At 53.9% G+C, this 21376-nt stretch carries 19 protein-coding genes and 1 pseudogene; 7 read left to right on the forward strand and 13 right to left on the reverse strand.

Annotated features, from left to right (window positions below):
* Window positions 1-30: 30 nt before the first annotated feature.
* From cbpM to ACKWMY_RS16050, 3 genes are all read right to left on the reverse strand, one after another.
* Window positions 31-333 (reverse strand): chaperone modulator CbpM, encoded by a 303-nt coding sequence (cbpM, locus tag ACKWMY_RS16040; protein WP_021181020.1) that lies wholly within the window; start codon window positions 331-333, stop codon window positions 31-33.
* A complete protein-coding gene (cbpA, locus tag ACKWMY_RS16045) occupies window positions 333-1241 on the reverse strand; it encodes a curved DNA-binding protein (protein ID WP_024529730.1) in 909 nt (302 codons plus the stop codon). Before cbpA ends, cbpM begins: the two co-directional genes overlap by 1 nt.
* A gap of 684 nt (window positions 1242-1925) precedes the next feature.
* Window positions 1926-3134 (reverse strand): RNA-guided endonuclease InsQ/TnpB family protein, encoded by a 1209-nt coding sequence (locus ACKWMY_RS16050; RefSeq protein ID WP_409486637.1) that lies wholly within the window; start codon window positions 3132-3134, stop codon window positions 1926-1928.
* Window positions 3135-3221: 87 nt separating this feature from the next.
* On the opposite strand from ACKWMY_RS16050, the gene ACKWMY_RS16055 reads away from it, so the two are divergent.
* Together ACKWMY_RS16055 and ACKWMY_RS16060 are read left to right on the forward strand one after the other, a co-directional pair.
* Window positions 3222-3860, forward strand: coding sequence for an IclR family transcriptional regulator C-terminal domain-containing protein (locus ACKWMY_RS16055; RefSeq protein WP_409486611.1), 639 nt, complete (start codon window positions 3222-3224; stop codon window positions 3858-3860).
* 101 nt (window positions 3861-3961) lie between these two features.
* Window positions 3962-4348, forward strand: coding sequence for a helix-turn-helix domain-containing protein (locus tag ACKWMY_RS16060; protein WP_024486415.1), 387 nt, complete (start codon window positions 3962-3964; stop codon window positions 4346-4348).
* Window positions 4349-5046: 698 nt separating this feature from the next.
* Here the strand turns inward: ACKWMY_RS16060 and ACKWMY_RS16065 are convergent.
* Together ACKWMY_RS16065 and lysM are read right to left on the reverse strand one after the other, a co-directional pair.
* A complete protein-coding gene (locus ACKWMY_RS16065) occupies window positions 5047-5211 on the reverse strand; it encodes a hypothetical protein (protein WP_178380885.1) in 165 nt (54 codons plus the stop codon).
* Between the two features lie 490 nt (window positions 5212-5701).
* Window positions 5702-6129, reverse strand: a pseudogene (lysM, locus tag ACKWMY_RS16070) (peptidoglycan-binding protein LysM).
* Between the two features lie 224 nt (window positions 6130-6353).
* Between lysM and ACKWMY_RS16075 the strand changes: the two are divergent.
* On the forward strand, window positions 6354-6545 hold the full coding sequence (locus tag ACKWMY_RS16075; RefSeq protein ID WP_021181014.1) for a YebW family protein: 192 nt from the start codon (window positions 6354-6356) through the stop codon (window positions 6543-6545).
* A gap of 85 nt (window positions 6546-6630) precedes the next feature.
* Here ACKWMY_RS16075 and ACKWMY_RS16080 read toward each other — a convergent pair whose 3' ends face one another.
* From ACKWMY_RS16080 to ACKWMY_RS16105, 6 genes are all read right to left on the reverse strand, one after another.
* Entirely contained in the window at window positions 6631-7713 is a 1083-nt protein-coding gene (locus tag ACKWMY_RS16080) for a porin (protein ID WP_409486612.1), read from the reverse strand.
* 580 nt (window positions 7714-8293) lie between these two features.
* Window positions 8294-9277 (reverse strand): succinylglutamate desuccinylase, encoded by a 984-nt coding sequence (gene astE / locus ACKWMY_RS16085; protein ID WP_409486613.1) that lies wholly within the window; start codon window positions 9275-9277, stop codon window positions 8294-8296.
* Between the two features lie 12 nt (window positions 9278-9289).
* Window positions 9290-10630, reverse strand: coding sequence for an N-succinylarginine dihydrolase (gene astB / locus ACKWMY_RS16090; RefSeq protein WP_409486614.1), 1341 nt, complete (start codon window positions 10628-10630; stop codon window positions 9290-9292).
* A 42-nt stretch (window positions 10631-10672) separates the two neighbouring features.
* A complete protein-coding gene (gene astD / locus ACKWMY_RS16095; protein WP_409486615.1) occupies window positions 10673-12145 on the reverse strand; it encodes a succinylglutamate-semialdehyde dehydrogenase in 1473 nt (490 codons plus the stop codon).
* Window positions 12145-13179 carry an arginine N-succinyltransferase gene (gene astA, locus ACKWMY_RS16100; RefSeq protein WP_024529739.1) on the reverse strand — a complete coding sequence of 345 codons (1035 nt, stop codon included), beginning with the start codon at window positions 13177-13179 and terminating at the stop codon, window positions 12145-12147. The genes astD and astA overlap by 1 nt, the downstream gene beginning before the upstream one ends.
* Before the next feature lie 50 nt (window positions 13180-13229).
* Window positions 13230-14444 carry an aspartate aminotransferase family protein gene (locus tag ACKWMY_RS16105; RefSeq protein WP_074028584.1) on the reverse strand — a complete coding sequence of 405 codons (1215 nt, stop codon included), beginning with the start codon at window positions 14442-14444 and terminating at the stop codon, window positions 13230-13232.
* Window positions 14445-15195: 751 nt separating this feature from the next.
* Between ACKWMY_RS16105 and ACKWMY_RS16110 the strand changes: the two genes are divergently transcribed.
* Window positions 15196-16170 (forward strand): alpha/beta hydrolase, encoded by a 975-nt coding sequence (locus tag ACKWMY_RS16110; protein ID WP_024529743.1) that lies wholly within the window; start codon window positions 15196-15198, stop codon window positions 16168-16170.
* Here ACKWMY_RS16110 and ACKWMY_RS16115 read toward each other — a convergent pair.
* A complete protein-coding gene (locus ACKWMY_RS16115) occupies window positions 16167-17576 on the reverse strand; it encodes a PLP-dependent aminotransferase family protein (RefSeq protein WP_024529744.1) in 1410 nt (469 codons plus the stop codon). The two genes, ACKWMY_RS16110 and ACKWMY_RS16115, sit on opposite strands and share 4 nt — an antisense overlap.
* A gap of 141 nt (window positions 17577-17717) precedes the next feature.
* Here ACKWMY_RS16115 and ACKWMY_RS16120 point away from each other — a divergent pair, with 141 nt between their 5' ends.
* The 3 genes from ACKWMY_RS16120 to ACKWMY_RS16130 are packed head-to-tail and all read left to right on the forward strand — an operon-like array spanning window position 17718 to window position 20283.
* Window positions 17718-19118: a cytochrome ubiquinol oxidase subunit I gene (locus ACKWMY_RS16120; protein ID WP_059201082.1), complete on the forward strand. Its 1401-nt coding sequence runs from the start codon at window positions 17718-17720 to the stop codon at window positions 19116-19118.
* Window positions 19119-19120: 2 nt separating this feature from the next.
* The gene (cydB, locus tag ACKWMY_RS16125) at window positions 19121-20128 is read left to right on the forward strand and encodes a cytochrome d ubiquinol oxidase subunit II (RefSeq protein ID WP_199061689.1); all 1008 of its coding nucleotides are present in this window, start codon (window positions 19121-19123) and stop codon (window positions 20126-20128) included.
* An 11-nt stretch (window positions 20129-20139) separates the two neighbouring features.
* The gene (locus tag ACKWMY_RS16130; RefSeq protein ID WP_074028769.1) at window positions 20140-20283 is read left to right on the forward strand and encodes a DUF2474 domain-containing protein; all 144 of its coding nucleotides are present in this window, start codon (window positions 20140-20142) and stop codon (window positions 20281-20283) included.
* A 2-nt stretch (window positions 20284-20285) separates the two neighbouring features.
* Here ACKWMY_RS16130 and ACKWMY_RS16135 read toward each other — a convergent pair whose 3' ends face one another.
* Window positions 20286-21374, reverse strand: a complete 1089-nt coding sequence (locus tag ACKWMY_RS16135) for a fatty acid desaturase (RefSeq protein ID WP_390900375.1) — start codon at window positions 21372-21374, stop codon at window positions 20286-20288.
* Window positions 21375-21376: the final 2 nt, after the last annotated feature.

A 21376-nucleotide genomic window follows, 5' to 3' on the forward strand; every position in this document is an offset into this window, starting at 1 on the left:
CCCTGTGGGAGAGGGCTAGGGTGAGGGGCATCACTCGGCGATAAAGCGCTCAAGACGATGGCGTAGCTGAGCGTTCTCCCTGCGCAACTGTTCAATCTCATCGAGCAACGTCAGCGCTACCGCGATGCCGGGCCAATCCAAAGCCAGTTCACGTTGCAGACGCTGGGCACGATTAAACGCCGCCACCGCCCCATCATCAAACAGCCAATCATCCACCGTCAGATCGCGGGGCTGGATCACTCCCAACCCCACCACCTCGGCCAGTTCACTTTCCGTTACGCCGGTATGCAGGCAAAACTCGGTAATGGTGAGGGTTATCTGTAGCTTGGCCATTATGCTTTACTCCATTGCGTACGAGGATCGAAGGCCTGATTCGCCTCGGCCAGTCGTTGCCAGAGTGCGGCGCTGTCTGCATCGGGTTTGGCCGGCATGACAATCTTGATCACCGCATACAAATTGCCGGTCTCTTTTTTGCTGACCAGCCCCTTCCCTTTGACCCGTAACCGTTGCCCGGTCTGGCTCCCCGCAGGGATGGTCAACAGGATATTGTCCGCCAGCGTGGGGACAGAAACCTTGGTGCCTAACGCCGCCTCCCAAGGTGCCAAGGGCAGAACGATTTCCAGATCGTGCCCGATCACCTCAAACAACGGATGCGGTGCCAGTTGAATGATCAGGTACAAATCCCCATTGGCTCCGCCAGCCATACCCGGCACACCTTGGCCTTTCACGCGGATACGTTCCCCATCTGCCACACCCGCCGGGATTTTCACGTTCAGCGTTTTAGCAATCTCTTTCTCTATCTGACCAAAGGCGTTGTACACCGGCACCTTATAGCTCAGGGTGCGAGTTTGCTCAGTGAGGGTTTCCTCCAGGAACAGCGCCACGCCGATCTCAACATCCTGCCCACGGGCCGCACGCGGCTGCCCACGTGCACGCTGGCCAAACATCGAGGAGAAGATGTCGGAGAAATCCTCGGCACCACCATACTCTTCATGCCGGGTCTGGCGGCCAAAGTTAGGCTCATTACGATGCAGCCGCATTTGGTCATATTCCGCGCGGCGTTCGCTGTCTTTCAGCACTTCATAGGCTTCTGCGACTTCTTTGAAGCGCGTTTCGGCATCGGGCTCGGTACTGACATCGGGGTGATATTTGCGTGCCAGGCGACGGTAGGCAGTTTTGATAGCCTTGATATCATCTGAGGGTTTAACCTCTAGAATGGCGTAGTAATCCTTGATTTCCATAATGCTATGGTCTCTTTACTGTGGCCGGAAAAGTGGATAGCGCGTTGATACGTGAGCAAGTTGAGGAGATAAGGCTCATTGTAGCGCCATCAAGCAGTTAGTGCAGTATGCGCATCACTTCACGCGGTGATTTAGCGTTTCGGGCTGATTTGTTGCGGAACGTGCAGGAATTACCGTGCTGACACAGTGTTGATGACTCGGCCCATATCTGAGCCGGTCACCAGGTTGTGAGTGAATTTCGAGTTAACATTGCAGGTTCCGGTTGCTAGCCAGTTTCACGGTTCTTCACCTCCCACGCCTTGCGTGTTATTGACCATCATCACTGGCATTGCCAGAAAAGCGGCGACGCCCACGATCACAAAAAGAGTAATAATCACTGTCATTAACATGCGATCACCCCATCAACGTGGCGTTGTTACGGCTGACTCTCTGTTTTGGTTAATTACATTGCTGGCCTGGACTACTTGGCATTTGCGGTAGCGGGCAAGTTCAGATTAGCTGGTTTTTCCGAATGCTGGCAAGCCCTGTATTGAGGCTTTTTTCTGCTGGATGTTGGGTCGGCCCGCCGTTCAGCGGTGGCGCGGCTGGACCGACCTCAGTTTATTGCATCAGAACTAGGGGAATTGGCCCATGACGCTATGTTGACATCCTCTCCGCCCTAAAGGGCGAGGATCCCTGCAGCGTTCAGACCGAAGTCTGACTCACTTCGGTGGGTTCCTGCTTCATCGAGCGGCCTAAAGCTGCCATCTCTCCACTGGCTAACGCGGCGTGCCCCGCCGCTAAAATATTACGAGTGCCGTTTATGTCGGCGTTCTCTGTATATCCACATCCCAGACACGCGAACTGACTTTGTGACTGGCGATTTTCTTTCTCTGTATGACCACAGCGAGCGCATTTCTGGCTGGTGTAGGCTGGGTTGATTACCAACACCTGACCACCGCGCCAGAGCTGTTTGTATTCAAGCTGGCGGCGGAGTTCGTACCAACCCTGCTCTAATATCGAACGGTTTAAGCCTGATTTTGCCCGGACGTTGCGCCCTAGCTGGCTGACGGTACCTGCCGCTGACTTTGACATGTTGGCAACCTTCAAGTCTTCGATGACGATCATTGCGTGGTTTTTGCTGATTGTCGTGCTGACTTTATGAAGGTAGTCGCGACGGATGTTTCCGATACGGGAATGCAGGTTCTGTACTTTGCGCTTTGCCTTCTTCCAGTTGTTACTAAACTTCACCTTACGGCTCATTTCACGCTGGAGTCTGGCGAGTTTCTTCTGATTGGATTTAAAGCTGTTTACAGGCTCAAAAATGGTGCCATCTGATAGCGTAGCGAGCTTCGCTACGCCAGCATCAAGACCCACCATCGATGTTGAGATGTGAGTCGGTTCAGTGACTTCGTATTCAGTCTGAATGCTGATGTACCACTTACCGCAGGACTCGCTGACCGTGACGTTTTTAACCTCACCCACAACCTCACGGCTATTGCGGTAGCTTATCCACCCCAACTTTGGCAGCGATATGCGACTATTGACCTGATCGAGTTTCACCCCTTGCGGGTAGCGGAATGAGTCGCTTTGACCGCGTTTTTTAAATCGAGAGAATGATGCCCGTTTCTGAAAAAAGTTTTTGTAGGCTCGTTCAAGGTCTTTAAATGCGTGCTGCAAAGGCTGAGATGGTGCTTCTTTTAACCACTTAGTTTCAGGTGCTTTTTTCCACTCAACCAACCATGCAGCCATTTTTACATAGGGAAGGTATTTGTTACCGGCCTCATGGTTTTCGTTCTGCAACGCCAGTGCGCGGTTAAAAACAAAACGACAAGCCCCAGCAAAGCGCCGCATATCACGCTCTTGCTGACCATTGGGTCTTAACTGGAATTTAAAGGCTTGTAGTCGCTTCATACCCACAATTATACTCTTGGCCTATGACAAAAAAATTGATAGTTCAAGGCGTAAATTCGGTCGATATTGCCGTGTCGGTATTAGAGAGTGTCACCGCATTGGGGGGGAAACGCCCGCGCTTCGGATATCGCCAAACACAGTGGGCTTTCGAAAAGCCGGCTGCATAAATATCTGGTTTCGCTGTGCCGTAGCCAGATGCTGTATCAGGAGCAGGAAACCAGCCGCTACTCGCTTGGCAGCAAGCTGTTGGCGCTGGCCGCGGCGGCAGGCAAACAGCAGACGCTGGCGACAATCATCAATAATGCGCTATGTGAGCTGCGCGATGAGTTGAACTACTCCACCGGCTGGGCGGTGCGCCAAGGGGGTAACATCTTGCTGACGCGCTACAATCGCAGCCATAAAAATATTGATATCGATTACCTTGAAAACACCCTCATCACCATGAATGCCAGTGCGGCAGGCTATGCCTATCAGGCGTTTGATAGCTCTATTACGCCACTGCTCGAGGCTAAAGAGCTCGAAAAGATCCGTCAGCAGGGCTATGCGGTACGTTACAATGTTGCCGAAGGCATCCCTGGGGCACGAGCGATAGCCTGCCCGATTTTCAGCCAGGATAACGTTCTGTTGGGGATGGCGATCACCATGGGGTTTATTCCAGACGATCCGGCAGAGATTGTCCGTCTGGCAGACCGCCTGATGGCGAAGGTCAAAACGATCCCGCTTTAACCGGCACGAAGGTGACAACCCGGGGCCTGTAAGGTACGCTAAGTGAGCCTGCCGTAAGCTCTGCGCTGCGGTTAAACGACAAAATCAATTGGGTAAAGTTATTGATACAAGAACATCACCTCGCACTAGTCTGCGCACTCAGTAAATGGGTCGAAACCCACTTGGGACGAGTGATCCACCTTGAAGAGCTGGCCGAGTATTCCGGCTATTCACTGTGGCATATGCAGAAGCTGTTCAAAGAAGCGACGGGGATCTCGCTGGGCAAGTACATTCGCGAGCGCCGCCTTGCCGGAGCGGTGTACCAGTTGCGTAGCAGCGAGGCCTCCATTTTCGATATCGCCCTGGATTTTGGTTTCGGCTCCCAATCACACTTCACCTACATGTTCAGAAAGCGTTTCAACATTACGCCCTATGACTTCCGCCAGGATCTAAGTGTCGATCTGCATATAGAGCCTCCGCTACATATTATTCACCAGAAGATGGCGTGAGCAGCAGCGGGCTGTTTAAATGACGACAAAAGAAACGGCCCCAGAAAGGAGCCGTTGGCTGAGTGTGCTAGCTATGTCAGGGCTGTTGATTAGTCATCCAGCGTTACTTTAGTGCTACCGCCACGAGTACAGCAATGCAAACCCAAAACACCGCCGTGGCGATCACAACATGGGATAATCTTGCATGGGAGAGTAATTGACTCATAAACACCTCGCTTACATCGGCAATAGGACTGGCAGAATTTCCGTACAGATTAATCTTAGCTTAGCAGGACTACGCTATTTACGACAGCGTGCTAATTCAGGGTAAATAACAATATTTGATTAACATCACAAACACATTTAAGAAATACATTCACTTTAACTATTGATTTCAACTTAAATATAATTAAAGTGAATTTATTTAGGCAAGTTAACCAACCAAGTCCGCAGGCCATGCCCTCTATTCATCATAAACAAAGACTGTCAAAAAACGCGATGCCCCTTGCTACGCTAGGGCTGTAGCGGCTTTGCCGTGGCGGGAAAAACGCTATCTAACGATCGTTGCCAATTTAGCGACACGCTGCCAACGAATAATTCGCCACAACCTTTATTAGTGGTTAAATCGCAGCTAGTGCGTTAAATCCCAAATAAACCAAGGCATATGGCAAAAATTTTTCATCGCCGAATCAAGAATTGCGATAGACGCAGCTCTGGCCTCAGCCCCCTTTGATGTAACAGCTTTTGGCATCGACCTCTTTATCGATATGCCGCAGATCGGATAAATACGTGATGCCAAACAGGATCGACACGACAAGCAACACTGAGACCAATAAGGCAATGACCGCAATAAGCTTGGTTTCATCATGCGGATTGTGTTCCATTTTATCTCCTAAAAACAGTAAGTTAATCCCACCCACTGTGTGATCGTCAACGTAAAAATGATCAATATGCAGCAACCACCGTCAACGTTGTGATGACGCGTTGCGCATTGTCCATGGTTTTCCTGATGTTTGTTGTCTAATGGGGTGTTCACACCCTCTACTCTCTTATCGCCAGCCATAACACCTTGATGCTAAAAAGGGGTGACTCCAGGCTCAAGCAACAGCCAAATTTATGCTGGTGACAACTAAGATTTTTCTTGCATGCAGACGCTACCAATTTTCTGCAACAGGGTCAAGATTCTCAGGGGTAGTCACCCACGTGCGGACTGGAAACATTCGTTGGATTTATCGAACTGCGGTTGGGAAACGTATAGAGGTGAACATCTGTATGAACGTACGCATTGGTTGAGGAATTTCAGCACAGCGCCCCAGATGGGGCGCCGGATCACGCAGCTCTATGTTCGAGCTTCGATTACCTAGGCCTTCGGCATCATTGTGGGATGCGCAATACCTGGCCTGGGTAGATTTTATCTGGATGGCTTAGCATCGGTTTGTTGGCTTCAAATATCTTGTTGTACAGGTTGGCGTTGCCGTACATCTCTTTGGCAACGGCGCTCAGGGTATCGCCCTTCTTGACGGTGTAAAAGCGGCTTTCCGCTTCTGGTTGTGCTACTGCAACATTATCTTCCACGCCGCTGATACCTGCCACGTTACCTACAGCAACCAGAATTTTCTCTTTCAGTTCCTGGCTGATACCGTTCCCGGTAACCACAGCCTTGCCATCAACGACCTGAACATCCGCCTTATCCGTATCTGGCAGACCACTGTTATCAAGGTGCGCTTTCAGCTTGGCGCTTTGACCCTCACCGTATCCCACAGTTTTGCGCCAGTTTCTTTGACGAAGTTAAACAATCCCATATTCGCTCCCGTTAATGATTGGATAGTTAAGAAATTTTAAAACTCATTAAGCTTAGCAGTACAGAGCGGAACTTCAATCCTCTTAAGGATGATTAAACGCTGCCATAATTCTGAAAATGCCGTTTTTGTCTGGTTAATTATTATTTTTTTGTATTAATTAGCTAAATTCAGCCAAATTTTACCTACAATGGGGGTTGGAGCCTTAATGGGGGACGCGATAGGTTATGTACGCATTGGTGATGTTCGTTTGCTATCTGGATGGCGGCTGTGCCGACATCGTCGTCGACGTGCTGCGTGATGAGCATCAATGCCTGGTAGCAATGAAAGAACAACGGTTACGCCATGCTGGCTGTTTTCCGATCGAAGACTTTATCGACGGCTTCTGGCTACCTGCCAGCGAGTACGCTCCTTTCTGATCCCTCAAGCCAAACCGAAAAAGGCAGAGCTTGCGCTCTGCCTTTTGGACCACGTTCCGACACAGGAATGAGGTTTGAATACGACTTAGAAACGGTAGGTCAAGCTGGCTGCCACGATGTTGTCAGTGTTCAGTTTCAGCTTGTTATCGTCATTCAGCTGGTTGATTTTATAATCAACGTAGGTGTACATGTTTTTGTTGAAGTAGTAAGTCGCACCGATATCGATATATTTCACCAGATCGACATCACCGATGGTTTCAATATCTTTACCCTTGGACTGCAGGTAAGCCAGTGATGGGCGCAGGCCATTTTCGAACTGGTATTGCGCGACCACTTCAAAGTTTTGCGTCTTGTTGGCAAAACCAGCAGTTTTGTTGACAGTGATCGGGGTCATGTTACGGGTTTCAGCGTACATAGCCGCCAGATATACCTGGTTAGCGTCATACTTCAGTGCCGTAGTCCAGGCCGTAGCGCTGTCACCTTTACCATACAAGCCGTCTTTTTGAGACTGCGTACGGTTAGAATCAGAGAAGGCTACCGCAGCACCAATGCCGCTACCGCCGATGTCCTGATAATCCACAGACATACCATAGCCGTCACCGTTCTGCTTATGGATGTTACTGCGGTCATTCTCGTTCTTACCCTGATACTGCAAGGCGACATTCAGGCCATCAACCAGACCGAAGAAGCTGCGGTTACGGTAGGTAGCCAGGCCAGTAGAACGGCCAGTCATGAAGTTATCGGTGACAGTATAGGTGTCGCCGCCAAACTCAGGCAGCATATCGGTATACGACTCTACATCGTAAACCACACCGTAGTTACGGCCATAGTCAAAGGAACCGTAGTTGGCGAATTTCAGGCCGGCGAAGCCCAGACGAGTTTTGGTGCCTTCGGTACCCGCTGACTCAGCGTGGTTAGCCTGGACGTTGTATTCCCATTGGCCGTAACCCGTCAAATCGCTGTTAATCTGCGTTTCGCCTTTAAAACCAAAACGCACATAGGTCGCATCGCCATCGGCAGATTTGTTATCACTGAACAAGTGCTTGGCGTTAACACGGCCGTACAGGTCGAGTTTATTGCCATCTTTGTTGTAGATTTCGGCCGCATTGGCCATCGAGGCGGCGGTGGCAAGAACAACCGCCAGGGCTACTACACTGCGTTTCATCATTTATTTTCCTAGATTTTATTAAAAGCTGCCCGTCACGCCCAATTTATGCTTTGGGCTGTGATTTTTATCATTTTGTTTTTTTATCTACGCCCCTGAATAAAGCGCCATGTGACATTAGCATCATGAATAAAAACTTAAAATAAAAAAGTTCATGAAATAGCGCACATAAAGCATGTTTATTTGTAACTAAATATTTCACTAAAATACTAATATAATATAATGATTTAAAAAGATATTTAATGCATAAGCCATAACGCCTACGCTATTAAGCACCAAAATGGTGCAAACACGTTTCATTTTGTGTGATTTACCTACGATTTTGGAATAACCACAAAATTAGCATGCTAAGCAATAACGTTACTTATTTCACACTTTTAACTTATACCAATCTGATTAGTAGAAATGGCGCGAGTAATTCTATCTTTAATCTGTTTTTTACTCATTGGGGTCAATCATAGTGAGTAATGGCACGTAACAGGCAAAATACCCTATCAACTGATTAAATAAATTACGCTATTAAAGTGTGAAAGGAAAAACGGCGCCACAGGTCACTTACCTGTGGCGTAATGAACGGGTGAGATTAAAACAGGGTACTACGCGGGACTTCGGTCAACATCATGCCTGCACGCAACCCCAATGCCACCTTGGGGTTGGGAAACAACACCCACTCCTTTTCATGCTGCACCCGATAGCTTTCCCCCGGCTGCTCATACAATAAAGTTCCCTGCGGCAGAGCGGTAAAATTGGCAGTATCATCGCTTAAATAGAGTTTGAACGATTCACTGCGTTTAATCAGCGACCGCTCGACGCGGAACACCCGAATCGGAGCCTCCCCCCGCAAAGGAAGAGATTGCCCGCAGACCAGCGCCTGCAGCGCTTTATTGATAGCGGAAAACTGCTGCAGGTCGTTGCTGCCAAAGGGACGCGCCTTGCCCAATTCGAGGGTACAACTGGCCGCCTGCGCATGCTCGCTGGAAAAGTGGCTGAACGTGCCGCCGGGCGCTTGATGTATCACTAATGCATCCAACTCGGCGGCGTCTAGTAACGCCAACATCTCGGGGCTGTAACTCTGCGGTTGATAGGGCAGGATACCAAAGCGTGGCAACAGCGATCCGCGGATCGCCGTGTGTAAATCGTAATGAAAGCGGGTAGCCTGCTCCCCGGCAAAGAAACTGCTGACCGCTTGTTCTAACTGCTGCGCCCGCGCCGTTTCACCAGAGGGCTCAAACTGCTGATGGCGGCCACCAAACATGCGATTCATATCGCTTGCCAGATAACGTTGATTGGTTCGCATCGCAGGTGGATTGCCCAACACCACCAGCAAGCGCACCACCAATGGCCGCACGCCTGCGAAGATCTCGTTCACTAGCCGATCAAGCAGTTCGATCGGCGCCGTTTCATTGCCGTGAATACCGGCAGAAAGCACCACGGCTTGCCGATAGCCTTGCAGCGGAATGAGCTCCAATAGCCCTTCCCCCAGCCACTTCCAGCGCAGTGCAGCATTTTCACCCTGGGAGGTGGCGGGTGGAGTTCCAGCCAACGTTAGGGCCAATAAATTGCTCACTATTGCCTCCGGTTACTGTTGGAACGGGTAAACATTACCCAGCCCAAGGATAGAAGTCAGGGCATCCAGAGCCGCACGCCCTTCATGCAGCAGTTGCGGGTCTGCCAGATCCTCCTGTACCAGACGATCGCGGTAATAGCGGTCTACCCAGTCGTTCAGGGTGGCGAAAAGCGTATCGTTCATCATCACCCGTGGGTTCACCGCCCTCAACTCGGCACCGTTCAGCGCCACGCGTAAACGCAGGCAAGCCGGGCCACCGCCGTTGCGCATACTTTCGCGCAGGTCGAACACCTTTATCTCGTCGATTGGCCCACCGCTGGCCACCATCTCCGACAGATAATGCCAAACGCCCGGATGCTGGCGGGACTCTTCCGGCACCACGATCATCATCTTGCCATCGGCTTTGGTCAGGATCTGGCTGTTAAACAGGTAGGTCGCCACCGCATCCCCTACGCTGACACGGGAGGTTGGCACTTCTATCGCCACCAGTTCCGTCTCCAGCGAGGCCATCTTGCGGCGGATTTGATCCAGCCCCTGCTGCTGGTGCAGGAACGCCTGCTGATGATGGAACAGCACCTGCTGATTGCTGACGGCGATCACGTCATTATGGAAAACGCCCTGGTCGATCACCGCTGGATTTTGTTGCAGAAATACCGTGTGTTGCTCGTGCAACTGATGCAGGCGGGCGATCGCCTCACTGGCCTCGCGCGTCTGACGAGCCGGGTAACGCATGGGAGCACTCTCCCCACCAAACTCCTGCTTGCCATATACAAAGACCTGCACCCCGCGTTTGGCATAGTCGCCCCCAAGGCGGTTATGGTTGGCGGCGCCCTCATCCCCAAAGAGTGCCACCTGCGGTAAGGCATCATGGTGAGCAAAGTATTGCTGATCTTTGAAGATGGCACGCAGCACGCTGGAGGTGGTTTCGGCCTCAATCGCGCGATGGAATTTGTTATTCAGATTGGCGGCGGTGAAATGCACTTTGCCATCCTGACTGTCTGGCGAAGGCGAAACCGTCGCGGCATTGGCCGTCCACATGGATGAGGCCGAACTGAGCGCCGAGAGCAGGCGCGGTGAGGTGCGCATCGCCTGGGCCAGTACGCTCTCGTCGCTGCCGCTGAAGCCCAATTTACGTAGCGTAGGGAGATGAGGCCGTTCCTGCGGTGGCAACACGCCCTGCTGGAAGCCCATATCTGCCAGCGCTTTCATTTTCAGCAACCCCTGCTTTGCCGCCAGCTTGGGGTTCGACACGCTGTTACGGTGCTGCGTCGAAGCCTCGTTGCCAAACGACAGCCCGGCATAGTGGTGCGTCAAGCCAACCAACCCATCAAAATTGACTTCATATCCGGACATTTTGCTCTCCTGTAAACTGCGAACGGTAATGCCTGGGGCAGATCAGTTAAATATCAGGCCCGGTGACAGGCTGGTTGGCAGCGTCAGACTGGCACTTTCCAGCGAAGCCATCGGCCAAGCGCAGTAATCTGCCGCATAGAACGCACTTGGACGATGGTTGCCGGAAGCCCCTACACCACCGAAAGGTGCCGCACTTGAAGCCCCAGTCAGCGGCTTGTTCCAGTTGACAATACCGGCTCGCGCCTCCAGCAACAGCCGTTCGAACTGCTCCCGCTGCGGGGACACCAGCCCAACGGACAGGCCATAGCGCGTGTTATTAGCCATGCGCAGCGCCTGGTCGAAATGGTCGTAACGAATGATCGTGGTCAGCGGGCCAAAATACTCTTCGTCTGGCACGTCCGCCACGCCGGTCACATCGATAATGCCGGGGCTTAATAACGCGCTGCCGCTCTCCAGCGATTTCATAGTCAACAAAGCTTTGCCGCCCAATGCCAACAGATGGTGCTGAGCTGCCAGCATGTTCTCTGCCGCAGCGGAGGAAATCACCCCGCCCATAAACGGCTGGGGTTCAGCATCCCAACGGCCAATGCGAAGCGTAGACGCCACCTGAACCAAACGCGCAATAAAGGCATCGCCCTGCGGCCCGTTTTTCACCAAAATACGGCGAGCACAGGTACAGCGCTGTCCGGCAGAAATAAACGCCGATTGAATGGCCAGATTCACCGCCGCGTCACAATCTTCTACCTGTTCGACGATCAGCGCGTTGTTGCCCCCCATCTCCAACGCCAGGATCTTTTCTGGCTGACCGGCCAGTTGTCGATGCAGGTGATAGCCGGTGCCAGCACTGCCAGTAAACAGCAGCCCATCAATACCGGTACAGCTTGCCAAGGCCTCACCGGTTTCACGTCCACCTTGCACCAGATTGATCACCCCATCCGGCAAACCCGCCTGCAACCACAGCTGTAGCGTCACCTCCGCCGTCAACGGCGTTAACTCGCTGGGTTTGAACACTACGCAGTTGCCCGCCAGCAACGCCGGAACGATATGCCCATTCGGTAAGTGACCAGGGAAGTTATACGGGCCAAACACCGCCAGCACGCCATGCGGCCGATGGCGTAGCACCGAAGCACCGTCGGCCATCGCGGTTTCCGTTACCCCGGTACGCGCCTGATAGGCCTGTAATGAAATGCCCACCTTGCCAATCATCGCCTGAACTTCAGTCAAGGTTTCCCAGCGGGGTTTACTGGTTTCACGGCTGATGGTCTCGGCCAGATGTTGTTTATGCTCTTCCAGCAACGCCGCGAAGCGTTTTACCAACTGTTCGCGCTGTGCAAACGGCGTGCGCGCCCAGGCAGGAAAAGCCTCGCGTGCAGCTGTGCAGGCCGCAGTCACGTCGTCAATATTGGCCGAATTGGCTTGCCACAGCGGCAGGTTATCCAACGGATCGGTTTTGCTGAATTCAGCGCCCCGGCCAGCCAGCCAGACGCCATTAATTAACAATGCAGGATGAGACATTACATTTTCTCCTGAGCAATAAGCTTGATGACCCGTACCGGGCTCCCCTGTTCGACACCCAGCGCCGCAGCCGTCTCGGCGTTGATACGCAAGCGGTCATCATGCAGTTGGGCATGCACCAACAGGGCGCGATAATTCTGATAGTTGTCGTTGGCCACCAGGTAGGCCGGTGCCTCGCTGAATACCTGCGCATCATCCAGCACCACCTTCACCAGTTTGCTGCGCTTGACCGCGCGGATCTCGTCGATCTCGGCTTCCAGCGTCGGGCCTCCGTCAAAGATATCGACGTAGCCCTGGTAGCGCAGCCCTTCGGCTTCCAGCAGCTTGCGCGCTGGTGCGGTTTGCGGGTGAACTTCGCCGATCACCTTCTGCGCATCTTCGGCCAGAAAGTCGACGTACAGCGGGTGTTTCGGCATCAGTTCGGCGATAAACGCCTTTTGCCCGGTGCCGCTGAGATAGTCCGCCTTGGCGAACTCGATAGAAAAGAAGTGGCGGCCAACGCTTTCCCAGAAGGGGGAACGGCCATTTTCATCGGAATAACCGCGCATCTCCGCGATCACTTTGCGGGAGAATTGGTTGCGGAATGCGGCCATAAACAGGAAGCGGACCTTTGACAGCAGTTTGCCATTCTCGCCATGGCGGTAGTCCGGATCGAGGAACAGCGTACAGAGTTCCGAATGGCCGGTATGATCGTTGCTTAAAAACAGCGTTGGCACCGATTTATAGACATTAAGCTGCTTTGAGGCATGCACCTGGGTACCCACGCGGAAGCTGTACCAGGGTTCAGTCAGCCCAACCGCGACTTCGATCGCGCTGACGCCAACGACCTGTTGCCGTTCGGTATCCTCCATCACAAACAGATAGCAGCGATCGCTTTGGGGAAGTTCGCCTTGCCAGGTTTTTAACGCCCGCTCAATACGTGCCGACAGCGTCTCTTCATTCTGCGGCAAAGAGGTGAGGCCAATACCGGATTTACCGGCGAGCGTCAGCAGGTCAGCCAGGTCACGGCGCTCTATGGGGCGGATAATCATCATAATGCGAACCTCGGAAGTCATCGGCTGCGCACCGGGCGCAGCCGCCTTGATTAGCTGCAAATCCGCGCCACAGCACGCGCGAATCGCGCCAGCCCCTCTTTCACATCCTGTTCAGGGATGATCAACGAAGGCGTAAAGCGCACCACGTCCGGGCCTGCGATCAGGGCTATCACCCCCTCCTCGTTAGCCAGTTGGGTGATCTGCTTGGCTCTACCGGCATATTCCGGGTTCAGAGCACAACCAATTAACAGACCCGCCCCGCGGATTTCGCTAAAGATCGGATACTGTAGGTTGATTTGCGTCAGCCCGGCGATAAACCACTCGAGACGCTGCTTCACCCCATCGAGCACCTCCGGCGTGTTAATCAGCGAGAACACCACACCAGCCACTGCCGCCGCCAGCGGGTTACCGCCGTAGGTGGTGCCATGAGTACCAACGCCCAGTGTTTTCGCCAGTTTGTCGGTAGTGATCATCGCGCCGATTGGGAAACCGCCGCCCAAAGCCTTGGCGGTGGTCAACACGTCCGGCACTATCCCGTAATTCATGTAGGCATACAGCGAACCCGTTCGGCCCACGCCGGTTTGCACCTCATCAAAGATCAGCAGTGCGCCGTGGCGATCGCAAAGTTCACGCAACCCTTGCAGGAATTGCGCTTGTGCCGGTACCACACCGCCCTCACCCTGAATCGGCTCAACGATCACCGCGCAGGTACGGTCATTAATCACTTGCGCAGCCGCCGCCAGATCGTTAAACGGCGTGTGGGTAATACCGCCAGGCAGTGGCGCAAAATCCTGTGAATATTTTGGTTGGCCCCCGGCAGACACGGTAAACAGGGTGCGCCCATGAAACGCGTTATTGAACGCGACGATCTGATTCTTTTCTCTGTTGCCACTATCCAGGGCATATTTGCGCGCCAGCTTCAGCGCGGCTTCGTTAGCTTCTGCGCCGGAGTTGCAGAAAAATACTTTGTCGGCAAAGGTGGCATCAATCAGCTGTTTGGCCAGGCGCAACACCGGCTCGTTGGTATAACCGTTGCCCAGATGCCAAAGCTTGCCTGCCTGTTCGACCAGCGCCGCTAACACCTGCGGATGGGCGTGGCCCAGAGCATTGACGGCAATGCCTCCGGCGAAATCAATATAGGATTTCCCCTGCTGATCCCAAACCTGTGAGCCTTCTCCCCGCACCAAAATAAAATCCGCAGGGGCATAAACCGGGATCATCCAGTCGTCGAAAGACTGGCGGGTAACTGCGATTGGCTGTTCCATAATGACCTCATAACGTCAGCAAAGGCTGAATTTTGGCGGTAAGGACCGCTCTGGCGGCGCAAGACCGGCGAAAAAGCAAATTAACCCTATTATTCGGTGTCTTTTCCGGCCGACGATAATGCTGCTCACCGCCGCCTATTCAGATACAAACCTGTTACATAAAATCGGTTATTCACTATTAATGCCGCATTTAGCGCCCCGGAGCGGGGAATAAATGTTAATGAGTAGTTAAAATACAGCCCATTTGATAAATAGTGTAGAGCAGCTATCGTGCCAGAACGGGCTTTTTGACGGATTTACTAATTTTTTTCGTTAAAACAAGGAGTTATATTGCATAAATATTCAATAATTATGCATTTGTAATGATTAAAGGCAAAAATAGGGCCTAAAATCATCAGCACCGGAGAAATCCTATTCAATCGCAAAATTCTTCCACTTTTCTGATCCTGCTCGCAAAAATAATTACGCCAGATGGCGGGATCGCCGCCCTTTTGCACCGCAATCGTGCAATGCGCCCTCATTTAGCGCAGCAACGCGCCCCCTCACCCTAATCCTCTCCCACAGGGAGGGAGAGAGACAGTCCGTGCCACGGTTTATCTGGGTATTCGTCCTTGGGGAGGGGACCGTTCGAGTGGATCTGAAACTTGTTATGGTCTAATGATCGGTCTCCCTACGGGTTAACCCCCAGTCTTTGACTACACTGTTAAGCTATCCCCTACTCAATGTTCCTCCTCAACCTTAGGATCCCAACATGAGCAAAAAAACCTTTGATGCCACCCAGCCCGCAGCGGTTAAAGACGTAGCCGCCTTTCTGGCGCAGTTAAATGCCAGCGGCGGCAAACCGATGGAACAGATGAAGCCGAAAGAGGCACGTAAGGTGTTGGAAGGCGCACAACGCAGCGTGGAGGTGGTACAGCGTGAGGTCGAAATTGAAGAAAAAACCATTCACGTGGCCGGTCAGGACATCCTGCTGCACATCGTGCGCCCGCCACGAGTGAAAGGTAAATTGCCGGTATTTATGTTTTTCCACGGCGGAGGTTGGGTATTGGGCGACTTCCCGACCCACGAACGATTGGTGCGCGATCTGGTTTACAGCTCAGGAGCGGTAGCGGTATTTGTCAATTACACACCGTCACCAGAAGCCCACTATCCCACCGCCATCGAGCAAGCCTACGCGGCCACGGAATGGGTGGCGGAATACGGAGAGAAAATCAACGTCGATGGCAGCCGACTGGCGGTAGTGGGCAATAGCGTTGGCGGTAACATGGCGACGGTGGTGAGCCTGATGGCTAAAGCGCGAGGCACACCGGCACTGCGCTGCCAAATCCTGCTGTGGCCGGTCACCCACGCCAGTTTTGATCGCGATTCCTATCATCAGTTTGCCGAAGGCCATTTCCTGACGCGCAATATGATGAAGTGGTTTTGGGACAACTACACCACCGACAAGGCCCAGCGTAAGGAGATCTACGCCTCACCGCTCAATGCGAGCCTGGAACAGCTGCAAGGGCTGCCACCTGCGCTGATCCAAACCGCCGAGCTGGACGTACTGCGGGATGAGGGGGAAGCCTACGCCCGCCTGCTGAACGCGGCTGGCGTCGAGGTGACCGCCACCCGCTACAATGGGCTGATCCACGATTACGGCCTGTTAAACCCGCTCGCCCAGGTTCCGGCGGTCCATTCGGCTATTCATCAGGCCGGACGCGCATTGAAGCATTATCTGGCCTAGCCCAGGTTACGGATCAGCCTGGCCAAGGTCTTGATGGCGGTTTCAAGCCTGTCGCTCCACTCGAAAGAGGCGTTCAGGCGAAAACAGTGGTTGAAACGATCGCCGGTAGTGAACATTCGCCCCGGCGCAATACTGATGCCCTCTGCCAGCGCACGCTGGTAAAGCTCCATGGAAGACTGTGTCGCTTCCAGCTCCAGCCACAGGAAATAGCCTCCGTCCGGCTGGCTGACCTTCACCGTTGGCGGGAAGTGATGGGCGATCGCCTGATGCATGGCGCTTTGGCGCTGGGCCAATAAACGCCGCAGGCGACGCAGATGGGTATCATAGCCGCCATGCAGCAGATAATCGGCGATCGCCATCTGGGTCGGCACGCTGGTTGAAACAGTGCTCATAAGTTGCAAGCGCTGGATCTGCGGCGCATATCGCCCTGCCGCCACCCAGCCCACACGGAACCCCGGAGCCAGACATTTTGAGAACGACGAACAGTGCAAAATCTGTCCGCCCTGATCCAACGCCTTGGCAGGCAAGGGCCGCTCGGCGCTGAAATAAAGCTCGCCGTACACATCATCTTCCAGCAACGAGATCTGATGTTCGCGCAGCATCGTCACCAGCCGTTTTTTATTCTCGTCCGACATGCTCGACCCTTGCGGGTTCTGGAAATGAGTCATCAACCAGCAGGCCTTGATCGGATACTGCTCAATCGCCTGCTGTAACGAATCCAGATCGATCCCATGCTGCGGGTGGGTAGCGATTGCCACCGCTTTCAGCTTCAGGCGTTCCAGCGCCTGCAACGCACCGTAAAATGCCGGGGATTCAATCGCCACCGTGTCCCCCGGCTGCGTCACCGCTTGCAGGCTGAGGCTTAACGACTCCATCGCCCCGGCGGTGATCACAATCTCATCTGGGGAGACCTGCATCCCATTCAGCGCATAGCGTTGGGCAATATGGCGACGCAATGCCTCGTTGCCGGGTGGCAAATTAGCAAGCGAACTGTGAGGCGTGAATTTCCGGGCGACGCTGCTCAGCGCCCTGGCCAACTTGGGTTGCATAAACAGGGTGGCATCCGGGAAAGCCGAGCCGAAGGGCACAATTTCTGGATCCTTACAGGCTTGCAGCACGTCAAAGATAAAGGCGTTGATATCCACCTGTTCGCTCACCAGCAGTTTTTCACCCCGGATGGGCTGCGGTAACGCCTGTGAACGGGCCGCCACATAGTAACCAGACTGAGGCCGCGCTACGATCCAGCCCTGGCTTTCCAGTAGCTGGTATGACTGCACCACCGTCATCAGGCTCAGCCCGGCACGTTTACCACTTTCCCGCAGCGAGGGCAGTTTGTCCCCGGCACGCCATACCCGGTTCTGGATCTGTTCGCGGATCTGCTGGGCAAGCTGTTCATATCTGGTCATACAATTCCAACTGTTATAGGAAAAAGTAAAATAACTGTCACTGTTATCGTTACTCTACTCCATGCTCTACTTAGCGCAAGTTTTAATAAGCAAGCTTTCGCTTTCCTAAGAGGCCGATTATGAACAAATCAAGGAGGCTCCATGTTCGGACTTGATGCATTGGAGCTGGCACGGATCCAGTTCGCCTTCACCGTTTCCTTCCATATTATCTTCCCGGCGATCACCATCGGTATGGCCAGCTATCTGGCGGTGCTCGAAGGCCTATGGCTGAAAACCGGCAATCAGGCTTACCGAGACCTGTACCACTTCTGGTCCAAAATCTTCGCCGTCAACTTTGGCATGGGCGTGGTTTCCGGCCTGGTGATGGCCTATCAGTTCGGCACCAACTGGAGCTTTTTCTCCGAATTTGCCGGCAGTATCACCGGCCCATTGCTGACTTATGAAGTACTGACCGCCTTCTTCCTCGAAGCCGGATTCCTGGGCGTGATGCTGTTTGGCTGGAATCGTGTTGGCCCCGGCCTGCACTTCTTCGCTACCTGTATGGTAGCACTCGGCACGCTGATCTCTACCTTCTGGATCCTGGCTTCCAACAGCTGGATGCAGACCCCGCAGGGGCACGAGATCATCAATGGAGTCGTCGTACCGGTTGACTGGTTCAAAGTGATCTTCAACCCGTCCTTCCCTTACCGCCTGCTGCATATGACCACTGCGGCATTCCTGTCGTCGGCCTTCTTTATCGGTGCCTCAGCGGCCTGGCACCTGCTGCGTGGCCGTGATACGCCAGCCATGCGCAAGATGCTGTCGATGGCCATGTGGATGGCACTGATCGTCGCCCCTATTCAGGCGGTGATCGGCGACGCACACGGTCTCAATACGCTGAAATATCAACCGGCCAAAATCGCCGCCATCGAAGGCCACTGGGAGAACCCGCCAGGAGAGGCCACGCCGTTGATCCTGTTCGGATGGCCGGATATGGAGCGTGAAGAAACCCGTTTCAAGGTGGAAATTCCTTATCTAGGCAGCCTGATCCTTACCCACAGCCTCACCGAGCAGGTTCCGGCGTTGAAATCCTTCGCACCGGAAGATCGCCCGAATTCCACCGTGGTGTTCTGGTCGTTCCGCATCATGGTGGCGCTGGGCATGCTGATGATCCTGGCTGGCGTGTGGAGCCTGTGGCTACGCTGGCGCGGCGGACTCTATCAGTCCAAACCCTTCCTGTACTTCATTCTGTGGATGGGGCCTTCAGGGCTGATTGCCTTGCTGGCGGGGTGGTTCACCACCGAGATTGGCCGCCAGCCGTGGGTCGTCTACGGGCTGCAACGCACCGCCGATGCCGTCTCTGCCCATGGCGACATCCATATGAGTGTGAGCCTGCTGGCCTTTATCGCCGTCTACTGCTCAGTGTTTGGCGTCGGTTATTCCTACATGATGCGCCTGATCCGCAAAGGCCCGCAGGCCCATGAAGGTGACGAGCCAAGCGGCCACGGCACACCGGCACGCCCGCTCTCAGCGGTACACGAAACTTTGGACGACAGGAGCTGAACATGGGTATCGATCTTCCGCTGATTTGGTTTGTGATCATCGTGTTCAGCACCATGATGTACGTGGTCATGGACGGCTTTGATCTGGGCATCGGCATTCTGTTCCCGTGGGTGAAAGACAGCCACGATCGCGACGTAATGATGAATACCGTGGCACCGGTATGGGACGGCAACGAAACCTGGCTGGTGCTTGGCGGGGCCGCCCTGTTTGGGGCTTTCCCACTGGCGTATGCGGTGATCCTGGATGCGTTGGCCATTCCCCTCACACTAATGCTGTTTGGCCTGATCTTCCGCGGCGTGGCCTTTGAGTTCCGCTTCAAGGCCAAACCGGAGAAACGCCATATTTGGGACAAGGCGTTTATCGGCGGCTCAATCCTGGCCACCTTCTGCCAGGGCGTGGTCGTCGGGGCGATTATCGACGGCTTCCCGGTGGAAGGCCGCGCCTATGTTGGCGGCCCCTTCGACTGGTTCACTCCGTTCGCCCTGTTCTGCGGTTTGGGCCTGGTAGTGACCTATGCGTTACTCGGCTGCACCTGGTTGGTCATGAAAACAGCGGGAAACCTGCAGGCCCGGATGCATCGTCTGACCACACCGCTGTTGGTTAGCCTGCTGCTAATCCTGCTGGCCGTCAGCGTCTGGACGCCAATCGCTCACCCTGAAATTGCGACCCGCTGGTTCAGCCTGCCGAACCTGTTCTGGCTGCTGCCGGTGCCGCTGCTGGTGCTGCTCAGCGCCTGGGGGATCTGGCACGGCGTACGCCACGATGCCCACTATTCGCCGTTCCTGCTGACGCTGTTGCTGGTATTTCTGGGGCTAAGCGGCCTGGGGATCAGCATCTGGCCGCTGCTGATCCCGCCGACTATCACCCTGTGGCAAGCCGCTGCACCGCTACAAAGCCTGGGCTTCATGCTGGTGGGCGCACTGTTTATTATTCCGATTATTTTGGTCTACACCTTCTGGAGCTACTACGTGTTCCGAGGCAAGGTGAGCCATGAGGATGGGTATCATTGATGAATAAGACGATGAATGAGAACACCGCCACTATTCCCTGGTGGAAACGCGTCGGCTGGTTGGTGATTATCTGGAGTGCCAGCGTTCTGGGGCTATTTTTGGTCGCTTCGCTATTCCGCCTGCTGATGACCGCCGCCGGGATGAAGCCGGAATAACTTTACGGTTTCCCCATCATCCCCAAAAAACGCTGTTGCATCTGCAACAGCGTTTTCAGATCCAGGCACTGATAATCCAGCCCGTGCTGGGCAGCGACTTCGGCAATAATCTTCGCCAGAGCCGGGTAATGCCGATGGCTCCAATGCGGGAACAGATGGTGGGTCAGGTGCAGGTTGGCGCCGCCCAGCCAGTAACCAACCCAGCGTGGCGTGGCCTGCCAGTCGAAGGTGGTGGAAAACAGATGTTGATACCAGCCATGCACCATCTTGCCCTGCTCGGGAACCTGATAAAAATTGGCTTTGGCCCAATGGGTACCGACAATCAACATCACAAACACCAACGACGACAGCATCTGGCTCAGCAGGTAAGTTAGCCAGATCGCCGTGGCACTGACCTCAGGCGGCATCAGCCATAGCGGGATTGCCAACGCCAACGTGAAGTGCGCCAGCTTGCTCAGCAAGAAAACGCCCCAGCCTTTGCTCCCCTGCAACATCATCTTGGGCGTCATGCGCGTTTTGCCAGCCCGATCCAACCAGTCAAACAGCCAGATGTAATACGGGAAAGTCAGTGCCGCCACTATCGGCCAGTAGTATTGCTGCAAACGCATAAAGGTTTTGCGCTGCTGGAACGGCGTTTGCCGCAGCACGCCGTTCGGCTCGATATCCGGATCGTAACCTTCGATATTGTTGTAGGCATGGTGGAAGATAACGTGACGCACCCGCCAACAGTCTGCATCCAGCCCCAACGGGATGCTCACAATAAAATTAAGCCAGTGGTTCAGCCGTGCCTGTTTGAAAAAGGCATTGTGTGAGGCGTCGTGCACCACGTTCACCGTCAACATCATGGCAGAGAAAATAAAGCCGACGTAGCAGCCGAAATAGGCCCAGGCATTTTGCTGTTGCAAACTGAGTGCATAAAAGCCCGCGCACACCAGGATCAGCAGCAACACTTTGGCGAACATCCCGCGGTCGGCAAAGCGGTGGTCGCCCCGCTCCGCCAGATAGGCCTGGCTGCCACGCATCAGCGCCAGATGAATGTCGCGGTTCTCACGTTGGAACGCCAAGGGCCGCAACGGCGTGGTGTCTGGCATTT

The sequence above is a fragment of the Serratia sp. J2 genome (assembly GCF_046269175.1).
Lineage (GTDB): Bacteria > Pseudomonadota > Gammaproteobacteria > Enterobacterales > Enterobacteriaceae > Chania > Chania fonticola_C.

Excerpts from the sequence above, each read along its gene's own strand:
- cydB (WP_199061689.1), top strand. The coding sequence starts at position 19,121 with ATGGGTATCGATCTTCCGCTGATTTGGTTTGTGATCATCGTGTTCAGC.
- ACKWMY_RS16050 (WP_409486637.1), bottom strand. The coding sequence starts at position 3,134 with ATGAAGCGACTACAAGCCTTTAAATTCCAGTTAAGACCCAATGGTCAG.
- ACKWMY_RS16135 (WP_390900375.1), bottom strand. The coding sequence starts at position 21,374 with ATGCCAGACACCACGCCGTTGCGGCCCTTGGCGTTCCAACGTGAGAAC.
- astB (WP_409486614.1), bottom strand. The coding sequence starts at position 10,630 with ATGTCCGGATATGAAGTCAATTTTGATGGGTTGGTTGGCTTGACGCAC.
- ACKWMY_RS16130 (WP_074028769.1), top strand. The coding sequence starts at position 20,140 with ATGAATGAGAACACCGCCACTATTCCCTGGTGGAAACGCGTCGGCTGG.
- ACKWMY_RS16105 (WP_074028584.1), bottom strand. The coding sequence starts at position 14,444 with ATGGAACAGCCAATCGCAGTTACCCGCCAGTCTTTCGACGACTGGATG.
- ACKWMY_RS16075 (WP_021181014.1), top strand. The coding sequence starts at position 6,354 with ATGTACGCATTGGTGATGTTCGTTTGCTATCTGGATGGCGGCTGTGCC.
- astD (WP_409486615.1), bottom strand. The coding sequence starts at position 12,145 with ATGTCTCATCCTGCATTGTTAATTAATGGCGTCTGGCTGGCTGGCCGG.
- ACKWMY_RS16065 (WP_178380885.1), bottom strand. The coding sequence starts at position 5,211 with ATGGAACACAATCCGCATGATGAAACCAAGCTTATTGCGGTCATTGCC.
- ACKWMY_RS16080 (WP_409486612.1), bottom strand. The coding sequence starts at position 7,713 with ATGATGAAACGCAGTGTAGTAGCCCTGGCGGTTGTTCTTGCCACCGCC.
- ACKWMY_RS16120 (WP_059201082.1), top strand. The coding sequence starts at position 17,718 with ATGTTCGGACTTGATGCATTGGAGCTGGCACGGATCCAGTTCGCCTTC.
- astA (WP_024529739.1), bottom strand. The coding sequence starts at position 13,179 with ATGATGATTATCCGCCCCATAGAGCGCCGTGACCTGGCTGACCTGCTG.
- cbpM (WP_021181020.1), bottom strand. The coding sequence starts at position 333 with ATGGCCAAGCTACAGATAACCCTCACCATTACCGAGTTTTGCCTGCAT.
- ACKWMY_RS16115 (WP_024529744.1), bottom strand. The coding sequence starts at position 17,576 with ATGACCAGATATGAACAGCTTGCCCAGCAGATCCGCGAACAGATCCAG.
- cbpA (WP_024529730.1), bottom strand. The coding sequence starts at position 1,241 with ATGGAAATCAAGGATTACTACGCCATTCTAGAGGTTAAACCCTCAGAT.
- ACKWMY_RS16110 (WP_024529743.1), top strand. The coding sequence starts at position 15,196 with ATGAGCAAAAAAACCTTTGATGCCACCCAGCCCGCAGCGGTTAAAGAC.